The organism is Arthrobacter sp. 001422645 (genome assembly GCF_059816125.1).
In genome coordinates this window covers 35,742-51,538 of sequence record NZ_JCBANT010000021.1, presented here as the reverse complement: position 1 = coordinate 51,538, position 15,797 = coordinate 35,742, and the positions used below count along the sequence as shown (strand labels likewise).

The 15,797-nt window shown below is 67.6% G+C and carries 14 protein-coding genes; 8 read left to right on the top strand and 6 right to left on the bottom strand.

Annotation, left to right across the window (positions count from 1 at the left end):
* Window positions 1–237: 237 nt before the first annotated feature.
* Genes AC6EUH_RS17275 through AC6EUH_RS17260 form a run of 4 tightly spaced genes read right to left on the bottom strand, consistent with a single transcriptional unit; the run spans window position 238 to window position 3,559 of the window.
* A complete protein-coding gene (locus tag AC6EUH_RS17275; protein ID WP_499739404.1) occupies window positions 238–699 on the bottom strand; it encodes an AAA family ATPase in 462 nt (153 codons plus the stop codon).
* 15 nt (window positions 700–714) lie between these two features.
* Window positions 715–1,497, bottom strand: coding sequence for a spermidine synthase (locus AC6EUH_RS17270; protein WP_499739403.1), 783 nt, complete (start codon window positions 1,495–1,497; stop codon window positions 715–717).
* A complete protein-coding gene (locus AC6EUH_RS17265; RefSeq protein WP_499739402.1) occupies window positions 1,497–2,705 on the bottom strand; it encodes an aminotransferase class I/II-fold pyridoxal phosphate-dependent enzyme in 1,209 nt (402 codons plus the stop codon). Before AC6EUH_RS17265 ends, AC6EUH_RS17270 begins: the two co-directional genes overlap by 1 nt.
* Complete coding sequence (locus AC6EUH_RS17260) at window positions 2,702–3,559, bottom strand: SDR family NAD(P)-dependent oxidoreductase (RefSeq protein WP_499739401.1); 858 nt, start codon at window positions 3,557–3,559, stop codon at window positions 2,702–2,704. The genes AC6EUH_RS17265 and AC6EUH_RS17260 overlap by 4 nt, the downstream gene beginning before the upstream one ends.
* Before the next feature lie 48 nt (window positions 3,560–3,607).
* Here AC6EUH_RS17260 and coaD point away from each other — a divergent pair, with 48 nt between their 5' ends.
* The 8 genes from coaD (at window position 3,608) to AC6EUH_RS17220 (ending at window position 10,088) form a co-directional block, all read left to right on the top strand.
* Window positions 3,608–4,108 (top strand): pantetheine-phosphate adenylyltransferase, encoded by a 501-nt coding sequence (gene coaD, locus AC6EUH_RS17255; protein WP_499739400.1) that lies wholly within the window; start codon window positions 3,608–3,610, stop codon window positions 4,106–4,108.
* Window positions 4,109–4,281: 173 nt separating this feature from the next.
* On the top strand, window positions 4,282–4,806 hold the full coding sequence (locus tag AC6EUH_RS17250) for a YceD family protein (RefSeq protein ID WP_499739399.1): 525 nt from the start codon (window positions 4,282–4,284) through the stop codon (window positions 4,804–4,806).
* Between the two features lie 36 nt (window positions 4,807–4,842).
* Window positions 4,843–5,046, top strand: coding sequence for a 50S ribosomal protein L32 (gene rpmF, locus AC6EUH_RS17245; protein WP_009356569.1), 204 nt, complete (start codon window positions 4,843–4,845; stop codon window positions 5,044–5,046).
* A gap of 21 nt (window positions 5,047–5,067) precedes the next feature.
* The gene (rnc, locus tag AC6EUH_RS17240) at window positions 5,068–5,901 is read left to right on the top strand and encodes a ribonuclease III (RefSeq protein ID WP_056426793.1); all 834 of its coding nucleotides are present in this window, start codon (window positions 5,068–5,070) and stop codon (window positions 5,899–5,901) included.
* Between the two features lie 9 nt (window positions 5,902–5,910).
* Window positions 5,911–6,891 (top strand): bifunctional DNA-formamidopyrimidine glycosylase/DNA-(apurinic or apyrimidinic site) lyase, encoded by a 981-nt coding sequence (gene mutM / locus AC6EUH_RS17235; protein WP_499739398.1) that lies wholly within the window; start codon window positions 5,911–5,913, stop codon window positions 6,889–6,891.
* A 131-nt stretch (window positions 6,892–7,022) separates the two neighbouring features.
* Window positions 7,023–7,706 (top strand): hypothetical protein, encoded by a 684-nt coding sequence (locus AC6EUH_RS17230; RefSeq protein ID WP_499739397.1) that lies wholly within the window; start codon window positions 7,023–7,025, stop codon window positions 7,704–7,706.
* A 4-nt stretch (window positions 7,707–7,710) separates the two neighbouring features.
* Window positions 7,711–9,063 carry an MFS transporter gene (locus tag AC6EUH_RS17225; RefSeq protein WP_499739396.1) on the top strand — a complete coding sequence of 451 codons (1,353 nt, stop codon included), beginning with the start codon at window positions 7,711–7,713 and terminating at the stop codon, window positions 9,061–9,063.
* 47 nt (window positions 9,064–9,110) lie between these two features.
* The gene (locus AC6EUH_RS17220) at window positions 9,111–10,088 is read left to right on the top strand and encodes a TolB-like translocation protein (RefSeq protein ID WP_499739405.1); all 978 of its coding nucleotides are present in this window, start codon (window positions 9,111–9,113) and stop codon (window positions 10,086–10,088) included.
* Window positions 10,089–10,180: 92 nt separating this feature from the next.
* Here AC6EUH_RS17220 and AC6EUH_RS17215 read toward each other — a convergent pair whose 3' ends face one another.
* Window positions 10,181–10,909: an SDR family NAD(P)-dependent oxidoreductase gene (locus AC6EUH_RS17215; RefSeq protein ID WP_499739395.1), complete on the bottom strand. Its 729-nt coding sequence runs from the start codon at window positions 10,907–10,909 to the stop codon at window positions 10,181–10,183.
* A gap of 128 nt (window positions 10,910–11,037) precedes the next feature.
* The gene (locus tag AC6EUH_RS17210) at window positions 11,038–15,783 is read right to left on the bottom strand and encodes a DUF4082 domain-containing protein (protein WP_499739394.1); all 4,746 of its coding nucleotides are present in this window, start codon (window positions 15,781–15,783) and stop codon (window positions 11,038–11,040) included.
* Window positions 15,784–15,797 lie beyond the last annotated feature (14 nt).

The following is a 15,797-nucleotide window of genomic DNA, read 5'->3' as shown; positions in this document are numbered from 1 at the left end:
GCCAGCGCAGCAACGGACGCGGTAACGGCGTCCACCGCCTCCCGGCATTCCGCACTCCACCCTGCCCTGCTTTCCACTCTCTTATGATCCCGCGAGCCACCGACAATAAAGGGGCCGCTGCGGTATTGCACTGGATGAATGATCCGCCGGACCCCGCGAGTGGTGCACTGAAAGGTACGACGGCCGTAACGCCGACGAACGGCCTCAAACGTGCAGACGCGCCTCGCGCCAGGCCGGTCACTTCAGTGCGGCAATCGCGATCAACGCAACCACCGTCTCGTCGAGCGGCCGCCTCGTGTCGAGTTCGTGCGTGGAACTGGCACGCAGCAGCGGCTCCACTTCCGCGACGTCGCGCATAATTTTCGCCCGCTCACCAGCAGACTTCCCGAAATCGTTGGTGGTCCGCGTGCGCAGGCATTCCAGGATCACTTCGCGGGGCGCGCTTAGGAGCACCACGGCGTTGAACCGGTCATAGAAGTGCCCTTGGTTTGCGACGGTGCCTTGCACAAATAGGGGACGCTGCCGCGGAGTGGACAGCAACGCCTCCATCAGGGGCTCATGCCACAACGGCTCGCCACGGTCCCACCGGATCCAGCCGCCGTCGTCCGTGTCCACCGTGTCAAAGCCGCGCCGGGCGAGTTCTGCCAGCACCGAAGACTTGCCGACGCCGGACATGCCGGTCAGGAGGATCGCAACCATCAGATCTCAGCCGGGCTAGTCCGAGATTTCGTCGAGGCCGACGCCGGACAGCACCTTCGCGGGGTGCGGCCCGCGGGCGGTGAGCGCCGCGGTCCACACTTCCGGCCAGGGCCCCTGCGTCCCGGTGAGGATGATGTTGCCGGGATAGCGGCCGCTGAACATCCCGGCTTCGGCAAAGGCGGCGACGTCGACCATCGCCCGGCGCATGGCGGCCACCTGGCTCCGGACCAGCGTGAGGCCCGGTTCGTCGCCCACGTTGACGATCAGCACCCCGCGGGGGCTCAGCTTCGCCGCCGCCTCGAGGTAGAACTCCGTGCACGCGATGTGCTCCGGCGCCTCGGGACCGGAAAAGATGTCCAGGATCACGACGTCGAAGCGCAGCTCCGGCGGCAGCTCCGCCAGGGCGTCCCGCGCGTCGCCGATGATCGTGTGCAGCTGCGTGCCGTCGGGCAGGGGGAGCTGCTGCAGCACGAAGTCCAGCAGTTCCCGTTCCAGCTCCACCGCGTACTGCACGGAGCCCGGCCGGGTGGCCTGGATGTACCTGGCTAGCGTCAGGGCACCCGCCCCGAGATGGAGCGCCGTGACGGGTTCGCCCCAGGGCGCCGCGAGGTCCACCACGTGGCCGATCCTGCGCAGGTACTCGTAGAAGATGTCAGAGGGGTCCGCCAGGTTAACGTGCGACTGTTCCGCCCCGCCGATGCTGAGCACAAAGCCGCCCTCGGTGAACTCGTCGGGCTCGATCGCGGCGTGCTGGCCCGTGGTGCGGAGGAAGCGCGAAGCGTCGGGGGTGTCCGCCATCAGAGGAGGTCGCGGAGCGTCGCGAGCCGTCCGGCGGCTTCCTGCAGGACGTCAATCCGCTTGCAGAACGCGAACCGCAGAAGGGTCCGGGTGCGTTCGGCGCCCTCGGGGTGGCAGAACACTGGCACGGGAATGGCGGCGACGCCCACCAGCGCGGGGAGCCGGCGGGCCAGGTCCAGTGCGTCGGTGATGCCCAGCGGCGCGGTGTCCACGTTCACGAAGTACGTCCCCTGCGGGGTGAAGACGTCCAGCCCCGCGGCGCGCAGTCCCTCGCTGAGGATGTCCCGTTTGAGCTGGAGGGTATCGGCGATGCCGGTGTAGAACTCGTCCGGCAGCCCCAGCCCGGCCGCGATGGCCGTCTGGAACGGGGTGCCGGAGCTGTAGCTCAGGAACTGCTTGACCGTGCGGGCGGCCGAGACGAGGTGTTCCGGGCCGCAGAGCCAGCCGATCTTCCAGCCGGTGAAGGAGAAGGTCTTACCGGCCGAGGAGATGGTCAGGGTGCGTTCCGCGGCGCCCGGCAGGCCGGCCACCGGGATGTGGCGGACACCGAAGGTGAGGTGTTCGTAGACCTCGTCGCTGATGATGACGGCGTCGTACCGGGTGGCAAGCTCGACGACGCGTTCCAGCACCTCGCGGGGGAACACGGCGCCGGTGGGGTTGTGCGGGTTGTTGATCAGCACCACCTTGGTACGGCTGCTGAACGCCGCCTCGAGGGCGTCCAGGTCCGGCATGAAGTCCGGGGCCAGCAGCGGGGCGGTGACGTGGCGGGCGCCGGAGAGGCCGATGATCGCGCCGTAGGAATCGTAGAAGGGCTCGAACGTGAGGACCTCATCGCCGGGGCCCACCAGCGCCAGCAGCGAGGCGGCAATGGCCTCGGTGGCGCCGGTGGTGACGATGATTTCGGTCTGCGGGTCCGGCGTCAGGCCGTAGAAGCGTTCCTGGTGCAGGGAGATTGCCTCGCGCAGTTCCAGGATGCCCTTGCCGGGGGCGTATTGGTTGGCTCCGGCGGCGATCGCGGCCTGGGCGGCGGCCTTGATCTCCACCGGGCCGTCCTCGTCCGGGAAACCCTGCCCCAGGTTGATGGCGCCGGTCTGCAGCGCAAGGGTGGTCATCTCCTCGAAGATTGTTACGCCGAGGGTGCCGTCGGGGGAGAGCAGGTTGGCGCCGGTCGCGGTCCGCTGCCACGGGAGGGGTGTCGGGGAGTTCATCGGGTGCCCGCCTTCTGGTCCCGGCCGGTGAACTTGTCCATGGTGGAGTAGATCCCGAAGACCTTCCCGCCCACAAAGTCCCAGGCCCGCACCGGCAGCAGGCCCCGCAGGACCTTGCCCAGTTGCGCTGTCGCCGGGGCGATCAGTTGCGGCTGTCCGGCAAGGGTGGCCCGCCAGGCCCGGTCCACGGCGTCCTCCGGAGTCATCAGCGGTGTCAGCAGCGGCCCGCGGGCGCCGTCGAACATCCCGGTGGAGATGTAGCTGGGACAGAACGTAGTGACCTTAAGGTGGCCGAAGCCCTGCTGTTCGAGTTCCAGCCGGAGCGAGTCGCTCCAGCCGATCACCGCCCACTTGGACGCCGCGTAGACGCTCATCCGCGGGTTGGACACCGTGCCGGCCGCGGAGGCGATATTGAGGATCCGGCGCGGCCGGGCGGCGTCGGCCATCATGTCCGGGAGGAACGCGTGGGTGACGTACATCGGCGCCAGCGCGTTGATGTCCATGGTCAGGGCGATGTCCCGCTCCGGGCTGTGGTCCCAGAAGAGCGCCCCCCGGACAATTCCGGCGTTGTTGACCAGCAGCGTCAGCGGACCTTCCGCCGCGCACTCCGCGGCGGCCTCGGCGATGGCCGTGCGGTCGGCGAGGTCCACCTGGCGGACGACGGCGCGCGCCCCGAGCGCGGTCACTTCGGCGGCGGTGTTCGCCAGGCCGTCGGCGTCGACGTCCCAGAGAATCACGACGCCCGCGCCCTCGCGGGCCGCTCGCAGGGCGTACAGACGGCCCATGCCCATGGCGGCGCCCGTCACGAGGACCACGCCTCCGGAAACGGTGAAGGGAAGGTTCGATGCTGACATTCAGTCATGTTATCCCGGGCTGAGCCGGCGATACGGTAGGTTCGGAGCATGAGACGCGCCGTATGCCCTGGCTCCTTTGATCCCATCCACAACGGACACCTGGAAGTCATTGCCAGGGCCGCCGGCCTCTTTGATGAGGTCATTGTGGGCGTCTCCACGAACTACGCCAAGAAATACCGCTTCACGCTCGAGGAACGCATTGACATGGCCCGGGAAACTTTGGCCTCACTGCGCGGCATCGTGGTGGAGCCGGTGGGGGAGGGACTCCTCGCCGAGTACTGCCGGCAGCGCGGCGTGGACGCCATCGTCAAGGGCCTCCGTTCCTCCTCCGACTTCGACTACGAACTGCCGATGGCGACGATGAACCGGCAGCTTACCGGCGTCGAAACGGTCTTCCTGCCCGCCGAAAGCCACTACCTCCACTTGTCCTCGACCCTGATCAAGGAAGTGTTCACCCTGGGCGGCGATGTGTCCGACTTTGTGCCCCGCTCCGTGCTGAAACGGCTGCACGCGGGCGAGCCGGTCCGGAACCAGCCGCGCAGAGGGTAAGCTTGATCGGTACTCGGCGGCCTGCTGCCGGTGCGCGGCCCTTTCCGGGGCCGGACCGCGGTGCGAACCGCCGGCGTGTCCCCGGTTTGAGTCCGTCCGGAAGATCAGGCTAAGATGGTACGTCGGTCATATGTTCAACAGGAGTTCTCATTAAACGAGATGCTAGTTCCCCCTTGGCGTTCGACGTCAAGGACCTCGGACGCAGTCCGGGAAGCATGCGGACGCTGACAGAACATGTACCCGCACCGAGTGATCTTGGTGTGGCACTCATTGGCGTGCAGAAAGGCTCGGATGTCGAGCTGGACCTGCGGCTGGAGGCCGTACACGAAGGAATTTTGGTATCAGGTACCGCGAACGTCGAAGTAACCGGCGAATGCGGCCGATGCCTGGATCCCCTTGCGTATGACCTTGAGGTCAATGTGCAAGAACTTTTCTTCTACGAGGACGCTGAGTTCTCGGATGAAGAAGACGAAGAAGAGCAACGTCGAGTCGAGCACGATCTGATCGATCTTGAGCCGGTGTTGCGGGACGCAGTTGTAACCATGCTGCCGTTCCAGCCGGTGTGCCGGGAAGACTGCCAGGGCCTTTGCTCCGAATGTGGAGTTCGCCTGGAAGACGAGCCGGGGCATCACCACGAGGTGGTAGATCCTCGCTGGGCTGCCCTAGCTGACTTGGCTAAGCCTGACCGGCAAAACTGATTTGTAAGTGTTGGACTAGAGAGAAATGAGTTAGCCGTGGCTGTCCCGAAGCGGAAAATGTCTCGCTCGAATACCCGCGCCCGCCGCTCCCAGTGGAAGGCAACCGCCCCCCACCTGGTGAAGACTGTCGAGAACGGCCAGGTCACGTACAGCCTGCCGCACCAGGCAAAGGTCGTTACCGACTCGGCTGGCACCGCGCTGTTCCTTGAATACAAGGGCCGCAAGGTCGCAGACGTCTAATCCGCCAACTGGCTGACTAAGATGTCTTCAACTGAAGAGCTTCTGAAGCGTCTCGGTGTCACTATTGACGCCGGGACGCTTCGTCTTGCGCTCACACACCGTTCCTACGCCTACGAAAACGGCGGCATCCCCACCAACGAACGCCTTGAGTTCCTGGGTGACTCCATTTTGGGGTTCTCGGTCACCGACGCTTTGTACCGTGACAACCCCACGCTGCCCGAAGGTGACCTGGCCAAGCGCCGGTCCGCCGTCGTCAGCACCCGGGCACTCGCGGGCATCGGTCGCAGCATCGGCTTGGGGGAGTACATCTACCTCGGACAGGGCGAAAAGCTCACCGAGGGCAAGAACAAGGCGTCCATCCTCGCGGACACCATGGAGGCGCTGATCGGCGCCACGTACGTCTCCAACGACATTGAGACAGCACGCCAGCTGGTCATGCGCCTGATCGGGCCGCTGCTGAAGGACGCTGCCGCGCTCGGCGCCGGCACCGACTGGAAGACGAGCATCCAGGAGCTGGCGGCCAGCCGCCAGCTGGGGACGATCAATTACGCCGTGGAGGGCTCCGGGCCGGACCACGCCCGGACCTTTGAAGCGGTTCTGCGTATCGGCGGCAACGACTACGGCACCGGCAGCGGAAACTCCAAAAAGGAAGCCGAGCAGGAAGCTGCCGCGGATGCCTGGCGCAGGCTGTCGGCGCCGTCGGCTGCGGCTACGGCTGCGGCTACGGAAGCAGTAGCTGCGGAAGCTGCCGGGGAGGACGGCTCCCCGTCCGCCGGAACCGGGCCGGGCGCAACGCCGTCCGCCGGATCCGCCGCGCCCGGCGCCCAGCAGCTGCGCTCCCAGACCGGCGCCTAGGCACGCACCGTGCCTGAACTGCCCGAGGTCGAAGTGGTTCGCCGCGGCCTGGTGAGCTGGGTGCGGGGCCGGACCATCACCGCTGTTGAGGTGGTGGATCCGCGCTCCATCCGCCGGCACGCCCTGGGCCTGGAGGACTTTGCCGGCAACCTTGAGGGCGCCCGCGTCCTGGACGTGGTCAGGCGCGGAAAATTCCTCTGGATGCCGCTGGCAGACACCCCCGCGGGCACCCCCGCGGCTGATCCCCGCGGCGGGCCAGCGGTGACCGTTCCCGCCGTCGCGCTCATGGCGCACCTGGGCATGTCCGGCCAGCTCCTCATGCAGGACGCCGGGGCCGCGGACGAGAAACACCTGAAAGTGCGCCTGCGCCTCAGCCCGGCCGACGGCATGCCGGAGCAGCTCCGGTTTGTGGACCAGCGGATCTTCGGCGGCCTGTTCCTCACCTCGCTGATCCCCACGGCCGACGGCGGCCCCGGCGGACTCGCCGAAACGCCGCTGCCGCTCATTGCCGAGGAAGCCTCGCATATCGCCCGCGACCCGCTGGACCCCTGCTTCTCCTTCGACGAGTTCTACCGCCGGCTCCGCGCCCGCAAAACCGGCCTCAAACGCGCCCTGCTGGACCAGGGGCTCGTCTCGGGGATCGGCAACATCTATGCGGACGAGGCTCTCTGGAAGGCCCGGCTGCACTTCGCCAGGCCCACGGACACCCTCTGGCGGGCTGACGCCGAGCGGGTCATCGACGCCGCCCGCGAGGTTATGACCGACGCCCTGGCGGCCGGCGGCACCAGCTTCGACTCGCTGTACGTCAACGTCAACGGCGCATCCGGCTACTTTGACCGTTCCCTCAACGCCTACGGACGGGAGGGCAAGGAATGCACGCGCTGTGCCCAGGCAGGCCGGGTCAGCTTTCTCCGGCGGGACCAGTTCATGAACCGTTCGTCTTACACGTGCCCGGTCTGCCAGCCCCGGCCCCGGAACGGGCGCTGGTAGCGGACGCCCGTTAAACAGGTAGTCCTACTCTTACGCAGCCGCTCCTCCCGCTGAAAGACTGTGGCGATGGGTGCTAGGGGAAAAACAACCATGGTCTTACCGTATGCCTGCGTCCGTGCCGGGGACAGCCGGTGAAAGCCAAGCGGCTGGTCATCGCGGGGATTGGCCTCGCCGCGCTCCTGGGAGGAGCCGCCGTCGTGCTGGACCAGATGACCGCAGACACACCCCCGGCGTCGAGCGCCGCGCCGCTGGCGCGCAGTGGCCCACAAACCGCCGGCGCCAGTGCCGCCCCGGAGGCCACAGCGTCTGAGGGGGCCGGCAAAGGAACCCCAGCCTCGCCCGAGGGGTCGGCTGAGAGCCCGGCCTCAGCCCCCGCGGGCCGCGAAGTCCTTCCCCCCGTAAGTGCCACCCCCTCCGGGTTGCCCGTGCCCTCACCACCGGCGGCCCTGGTCAGCGCGCCCCTGCCGAAGTCGGCCTCAGCCCAGGGCAAGGTAGTGGACGGGTACCCCGCGGATGTCCTCCCCTTTCCGGACGGAACGGTGTTAGTTTCGACGGCGGTGTCCCCGGCGGAGGGAACCCTGCAGGTGGCCGCCGACGCCATCGTCGGCTTGAGCCAGGACTCGGTGACAGGGCACTACCAGCAGGTGCTGGGCAGCCGGGGCTTCTGGTCCGAACCCGTCCCTGCCGCGGAGGGACAACGGGCCCTCCGGTTCGGCCGCGGTGCTGACTCCGTGACCCTCACGGCCTCCACGACGGGCACGGGAGGCACCCGGTTTATGCTCCAGGGAACTCTGCACGTGGCGGCCGGGGGATAGCGACGTGTACATCTCCATGTCGGACCGCAACGGCGGCAAGAAGGATCAGCAGCCGGTGGATTGGACCCCGGCGGGACCCGTCACAAAACCTTTCCGCCTCTCGCCGGTCATCCTCTGGCTGGGTGTGGTCAGCATGCTCACCGACGTCTCGTCCGAATCCGTCTCCGCCATCCTGCCCCTGTACATCACTGCGTTCCTGGGCCTGTCCACCATCGCGTTTGGAATTCTTGACGGCATCAACCAGGGTGCCAGCGCCATTGTCCGGATCGCCGCGGGTTATGCCTCGGACCGCACCGGACGCCCCAAGCGTGTGGCCGTCGCAGGCTACGGGCTTTCCATGGTGGCCCGGATCGGCTTGCTGTTCGCCAGCGGGTTCTGGGCCCTGACCGCCGTCGTGACGGCAGACCGCATTGGCAAGGGCATCCGCACGGCCCCGCGCGATGCCTTGATCTCCGTGTCCGCCCAGCCCGAACACCTAGCGCGGCACTACGGGGTTCACCGGATGCTGGACAACATCGGTGCGGCGGGCGGCCCGCTGCTGGCCTTCTTCATCCTCATGCTGATCCCCAACGGTTACGTCACCGTCTTTGTGGTCTCGCTGGCGTTCGCCGTTATCGGCGTCGCGGTGCTGGTCCTCCTGGTGCCGAACCTGAGCACCCGTCCGAAGGACAGGGCAGAGAAGGGCAAAGCAGAGAAGGACAAAGCAGAGAAGGACAGGGCAGAGGCGGCGGAGGTGCCGCCGGCCGGCAAACCCAGTCCTGTTTGGGGATTCCGCTGGCGCCTGCTGCGCGAGCCGGGCCTGGGCCGGCTCCTGGCTGCCGCGGGGATGCTGGGCCTGCTCACCGTGGGGGACGGCTTCATCTATCTGGTGCTGCAGGACAGGGACGCCTTTGCCGTGCAGTGGTTTCCGCTGCTCTACGTGGGCACGAACGTGGTGTTCCTGCTCCTGGCCATACCGGTGGGCCGGCTCGCGGACCGCTGGGGCAAGGCGCGGGTCTTTATCCTCGGGCACGTCGCGCTGATTGCCTGTTACCTGCTGGCCGCGGCCCCGGTCGGGGGATTCGGCCCAACCCTGGCCTGCCTGGTGTTGTTGGGGGCTTTCTACGCCGCGACGGACGGGGTGCTGGCGGCCCTGGCCAGCCAACTGACCCCGCCGGACCAACTTGCCACGGGACTCGGCGCCGCGCAGACCGTGGTGGCGCTCAGCCGGATGGCGGCCTCGGTGGGCTTTGGTGTCCTGTGGTTCGCCCTGGGTCCGGCCGTGGCGATGCTGGTGGTTGGCACCCTCCTCGCCGCCGGCGTCGTGGCGTCCTGGTTCATGCTGCGCGGTGGCCTGCTGCAGAGGGCCGCAGCTTGACCGCCGCCGTAGGCAGGGCCCGCTGGGGGATTCTCCTGGTGGTCACGATGCTGGTTATCGCCGCGGCCGGCGCCTACGCCGCGAATGCGTTCGGGCGCTTCCAGGAGAGCCGGACGGCGGCGTCGACAGTACGGGTGGCCTCCGGCGCCGCCGTGCTGGAAAAGTCCTCGGTCCTGTTCCGCAACACGGCGCCCGGCCAGGGCTACGGGACAGTCGGCGTCGTCCCCCTGTCTGACCCTGCCGGTGAGCGGTCCTTGGCGGCGGTGGCCTGCGACCGGGTCTACGGAACGCTGCAGCACATCGTCTGCCTCAAGACCAACCGCGGCCTGGTCACCAACTTCGAAGCCGTCATGCTGACCCCGGACTGGCGGCCGGCCGGGAGCTGGTCCCTGCCCGGCATCCCCAGCCGGACCCGGATCAGTCCGGATGGTTCCCTCGTCGCGACAACGGTCTTCGTCTCCGGGCACTCCTACGGCAACGGGAGCTTCTCGACGGCGACATCCATCTCCGCGGTGCAGGGCGGCTTCGTCACGGGGAACCTTGAGGACTTCACGCTCCTGGTCAACGGCGCCCGCGTCCCCGCTGCTGACCGCAACATCTGGGGCGTCACCTTCGTCCCGGGCCAGCGCGACACGTTCTATGCGACGGCGGCATCATCCGGCCGCATCTGGCTGGTCAAGGGAAGCATTTCGGCGCGCACCTTGACGGCACTCCACGACGGCGTCGAGTGCCCTTCGCTGTCACCGGACGGCACCCGGATCGCCTACAAGAAGAACACCGGGAGCCCGGTGGCCGCGCACTGGGGCGTTGCGTACCTCGATGTGGCCAGCGGGAAGGAAACCGTGCTGTCCGAGCCGCGCAGCGTCGACGACCAGATCGAATGGCTCGACGACCAGACGCTCCTCTACGGACTCGCCCGCGACGGTGCCGCCGGGGACAGCGACATCTGGCAGATCAACACCAACCCGGCGTCCCGTTCCTCGATCTTCATCGAGCACGCCTGGTCGCCGTCAGTGATCCGCTGACCAAACCACCGAACCCCCATCGGCTGCTCCGTAACTGCCGTTTTCAGCCGCCAAGGGCCGTTACGGAGCATCCGATGCAAACCGGCCTGTAGTTAGAGCCCGCCGGCTATGCGGATCGTTGCGCCTGTGGCATAGCTTGCGTCGTCGGAGAGCAGCCAGGCAACGGCTCCCGCGATTTCGTGCGGTTGTCCGGCACGGCCCATTGGGATTGTTGGTGCGATCTTCGCCGGACGGTCGGGGTCCTGATGAAAGTCGGTCCACAATGTCCCGGGAGCGACAGCGTTCACCCGGATGTTCTTGCCTGCGAGCTCCTTGGAAAGGCCGACCGTGAGTGCTTCGACGGCGGCTTTCGCCGCGGCGTAATGGACGTAGGTGCCGGCGCCGCCCAGCGTCGCGGCGGCGGAGGAGATGTTGACGATGGAGCCGCCGCCGGCCTGGCCCATCGGGCCGATGGCGTACTTAATGCAGGAGATCACGCCCAACAGGTTCACGTTGAGATCTTGGCTGATTGCCTGCAGGCTATTACCCTCAAGCGGACCGACTGCAGATGCCGAGCCGGCGTTGTTCACCAGTCCCGTCAGGGGGCCGAACGCCTGGGCCCGGTCAAAGAGCTCGACGACGGAGTGTTCCTCGGTCGTGTCGGTCTGCAGGACGAGGGCGCGTTGACCCAGGCGTCTGACATCTGCGGCCACCTCGTCGGCCGCATCGCTGTCCCGCAGGTAGGTGATCACGACGTCCTGCCCTTCTGCCGCCAACCGGCGGCAGATCGCAGCGCCGATTCCGCGGCTCCCGCCGGTGACCACGGTCAACTGGCCCGCCATCAGGCGCACCGCCGTGCAGGCGTAGGGGAGTCGGTCTCCCGGTTAGCCGCGGGAAACGCTTCGGTCATGAACAGTTCGAGGGATTCGTTGGTCATGGTCAAGGGTAGGTCGCCCACACCGGATCCGGGTCAGGGGGCGGCGGGTGCGAAGAGGATATCGACGAAATAGTTGGTGGCGTTCCAGGAGTTCGACGGCATGGAACCGCCGGCCCCGTACTCGTACCGGCCATTGTTGGTGCCGGGCGCCGTCAGGAGTCCGTTGATCCAGGGTTCCGCGAAGAACGCCGCCGTGTAGGCGTAGCCTCCGTTGGGGGCCAGGTAGGACACGACGTAGCTCTGCCCGGGCTCGAGTGCGACGGGATCAGCGAACAGGGCTGTTTGCCAGCCGGTGGCTGTCTCATCCGTGAACGTCACCTGGGCAAGTCGCTCTCCGGCGGCCGTCCACAGCGAACCGACATGTGTTCCGGTGTTGCCGGTGCCTTTGTAGAACCTCACACCCGTGGCACCGCCCGCTGCGGACACCGAGAAGGCGGTGCCGAGCTCCACGGACGACGAGTCCCCGGCGGCGGGCACTGCCGGGAGGAGCGGGCCGAACAGCGACTGCCCGGGGCTGCTGGGATTTGCCGTTGTGAACTGCCACGTGAGCGGTGCCAGCGTCGCGCCCTGGGCAGAGACGAGGTTGCCGACGCTGGCGGAGAGCACCGTGGCGGCCGGCAGCGGCTGCGCCGGCGAGAACGTGATGGTCCTGGCATCCGCCGAAAGGGCGGTGGTGCCGGCGACGGCGGAACCGTCGGCTGACAGCTCAAAAGTGAAGCCCTCCTTGATCGGCGCCGACAAAGTCACCGACGGGTCCGATGTCAGCGGGAAGCCGACGGAATCGGCCGCCGGCATCTGGGATGTCACAGTGAGCGGCGGCACCGTCGCGACGAAGTCCACGTCCACGAGGTAACTTGCGGTCGAGGAGGAGGATGGGAAATCGCCGTTGTACGTGTACGCGCCGGAGTCGAACGCCGTGCGCAGGGGTCCGCTGGTGATTCCAGAGCCGAAACCGCTCGGTACCGCCGAATAGACACCGGTGGGCGAGCGGTAGGCGGCCACGTACTCGGTGTCCGCGGCGATGTCCACCGGCTGGCTGAAGGAGGCAGTCTGCCACCCGGAGGAGGATTCGCCGGTGAACGTGACGGCGGCCAGCTGCTGCCCGTCGGCGGTGTACAGGGCCCCGGTGTGGGCGCCGGTATTGCCCGCCGATTTGTAGTACCGGATGCCCGTGACCTGGCCCGGGGAAGCGCTGGCGAACCGCACGCCCAGCGTCAAGGGCACGCCGTCGTCGAATTCCGGCAATCCGGGCGTCACGGTGTCCTGGTACAGCGAGCAGGGGCACACACCGTCGGGCCGCGGGGCCGGAACGGTGGTGAAGGTCCACGTGCCGCCGCCGAGCGGCTGACCCGTCGCCGACGTGGCGGTCAGTGTGGCCGTGTAGGTGGTGGCTGCCGCCAGGGGGGACGACGGCGTGAAAGTGACCTTGCGCGTCGGCGCGTCATAGGCGGCTGTGCCCGGAACTTCGGCGGAGTCCTCGCCGGTCAGGGTCAGCGCCGCATCCGAAGCAGGCTTGGACAAAGTGGCGGTCACCGTGGCGTTCAACGCGACACTCGACGAGCCAGGAAGCGGTGCCTGCGCGCCGGCCACGAACGGTGCATCCGGGTACTGGACCACCACGTCCACAAGGTAGCTGGCGCCGGAGCGGGCACCCGGGAAGTCATTCGTGTAGGAGTAGGCCCCGGCGTCGGAGACGGTCCTCAGGTTCCCGACGCTCAGCCCGGATCCGAAGCCGTTTACGGTCGCGGAGTAGGATCCCGTGGTGCTCTTGTACGCCACGATGTACTCGGTGTTCGCCGCCATGGCAACGGGCTGGTTGAAGTTGGCTGTCTGCCAGCCGGATGAGCTCTCATTGGCGAAGGTGACTGTGGCGAGCTGCTCGCCGGCCGCGGTGAACAGGGTGCCGGTATGGGTGCCCGTGTTGCCGGCCGACTTGTAGAAGCGGACGCCCGTGACGGTCCCTGCCGCGGTGCTTGAGAAGCGGACCCCCAGTGTCAGCGGCACACCGTCCCGGACCTCCTGGATTCCCGGGACAACCGAGTCGTCATAGAAGCTGCAGGGGCAGCTGCCCGGCGTGGGCGGAGACACCACGGTGGTGAACTGCCACGTGGTGCCGCTGGTCAGCGGGCCGCCGCTGACGGCTGTGGCACTGAGCGCAGCCGCGTAAGCTGTGCCGAGTTCCAGGCCGGCGTCGGGGGTGAAGGTGACTTTCCGCGTGGCGGGGTCGTAAGCGGTGGCGCCCGGCACCGGCGTGCCGTCCGCCGTCAGGGTGAGCTTCACACTGTCCGCGACGACGGCCTTGGACAGCACTGCCCCCACTGTTGTGGCCTGCGGGACGCTTGACGAGCCGTCCAGCGGCCACTGCCCGGACGCCGTCAGGTCGGAGGTGTCGACAGTGTCGAAGAGGGCGTCCACGAAGTAGTTGCCGTTGTTGTAACTGTTTGCCGGGAACGAACCCGGCCCGGCGTACACACCGGCCGGAGCGCTCCCGAAGCCGCCGGCGACGGTCAGGGGTGCGTCGGTCAGGCCGAAGCTGGCCCACTGGTAGTCCTTGCTGGCGTAATGGCCGTTCGGTGCGGTGTAGGAGATGACGTACTTCTGCCCGGCGGAGACGGCCACTGGCTGGGCGAAGCGCACTTCCTGCCAGCCGGTCGCCGTTTCCGACGTGAACGTTGCCGAAGCGAGCCGCTGGCCCGTGGCGCTCCAGAGCGAACCGCTATGGGTGCCGGTATTGGCTGCGCTCTTGTAGAAGCGGGCCCCGGTGATGAAGCCGTCCACACTCGGGGTGATGTTCAAGCCAAGTTCGTAGGCCTCGCCGTCTTGGGCATCCGGCACGGCCGGCACCTGCCGGCCGAAGACCGAGTACGGTCCGGTGAGCTTGAGGTTGCGGGTGGAAGGGGCGCCGATGTTGGCGCTGTCATCGACAGCGCGCACCCGGATGCTGGCCGTGGCGAGGCCCTTCTGGATGTAGGTGTAGGTCCAGGTTTGCTTGCCCTGGGCCGGGTGCCAGCTGGTTCCGCCGTCGGTGGAGACTTCGACGCCGGCGACGATGCCGCCGGTGTCGGTGGCCGTTCCGGAGACCGTGACGGCCGTTCCGTGCGGGACGGTGGTTCCCTCGGCGGGGGAGGAGATCGCAACGGACGGACCGGCCGTGTCGGTGCTGGCCGACGCCGGGGACAGGGCGGCATCGCGGGTGGCTGGCTGGGCGCCCATGTCTGCCAGCAGGTTGACCTGCGCCTGCTGCATCCGGGGATCCGCCGGCGCGCCACCGCCGTCGTGCTCCTGGTCCAGGCCCCACGTCCACTGGACCGTGCCTGCGGAGAAGACCAGCGCCCCGCTGGGCGCCCGGTACATGGTGGTGTTGTGGGTGGTGGTCCCCGGCAGGACGGAGTTGCCGAAATCCTGCATGTACTGCGGGGTTGGCCCCGTGGTGGTGGAAAGCCGGATCAGCCCCGCGGGCCTGAACCCGTTGTCCAGGTCTTCATTGGATTCGTAGCCGATGGTGTGCGGAGCCAGCTCCGCGGAGCTGCCGGCGGCGAGGGTCGCCAGGGTGGTGTTGCGCCACAGGCGCGATTTGCCTTCGGCGGCGCTGACCGTGACGGGCAGGTCCGTGAAGTTGGACACGTACATTGTCCCGGTCAACGCGTTTTCCGGCAGCCCTCCGCCGTTGGCCGGGGCGGCGTAGCGGGGATCGCGCCATGTTCCCGTCCACCCGGTGGCGGGGTCGATCTTGCCGTTGGCCCAGGTTTCCTTGTAGGACGTGATGGTGCGCCCGGCCGTGCCGTCCACGGGTGAAGGCTCCAGCCGGGTCCGCCAGTACATCTCATTGCCGGAGAGGAACTGCAGGTTCACGCCGGCGTCGCGTGCTGCCTCCACGTTGGCCCGCTGCGCGCCGGACCAGTATTCGTCGTGGCCGACGGAGAGGAACACTTTGTGGTTGAGCAGCTGCGCGCCGTTTCGGTCGGTGTCCACGCCGCTGAGGTAGCTGACGTCGTACCCGTTTTTTTCCAGGAAACGGACCAGGGGATACTCGTTGCTGAAGTAGAAGTCGCGGCCGTCCACTCCGCTGCGCGTGTTGACCGGACGGTTGTAGCTGATCTTGTAGGCCCGGCCGTTCCCGGCGCCCTGGTAGAAATTCGAACCGCCGTAGCTGTTGTAGGCCTGCCAGGTTGTGTCGGAGGTCTGGAACACGACGTCGGAATGGCTGCCGTCCGAGCGGACCACGAAGGTGATGTGGCTCTGGCCGCCGGTGTCCGGCCGGGTCAGCAGGGCGATATAGACGCCGGAGACGGCCGCCGCGGGGACCTGCCAGGTCGCGGACACCGCCCACGTCCCGCAATCGTAGAGTTCCGTGGTGACGTCAGAGAGGCACTGCGGCTGGTTCTGCCGGAAGGCAGACGGCGTGACGTCGGCAATCTTGCGTGCGCCGAGGCCCTGGTACCAGCCGGTCCGGTAGATCCCGATCGTGTAGCTGGCCGCGGTGGTGTCCACCTTGAAGCTGATGGGCTGGCCCGCGTTGACACTGATGCTGGTCGAGAATCCCTGGATGTCTGGATCGCCCGCGCCGGAGATGTCCCATTCCGACGGCGGGCTGCCGGGCTTCGAATTCTCACATGCCACGGCGTTCAGAAGCGGGGAGCAGGGATCGGCCGCGCTGGCGGCGGGCAGCAGTGCCGGCGCCGCCGCAACGGGCAGGAGCGCTGCCACGAGGGCCAACGCCAGCGGGGCGGCGACCCGCTGGAGCGCTTTCAGTGTGCGGCCGGCTGCAGAAACGGACATGTGAACTCCTGAGT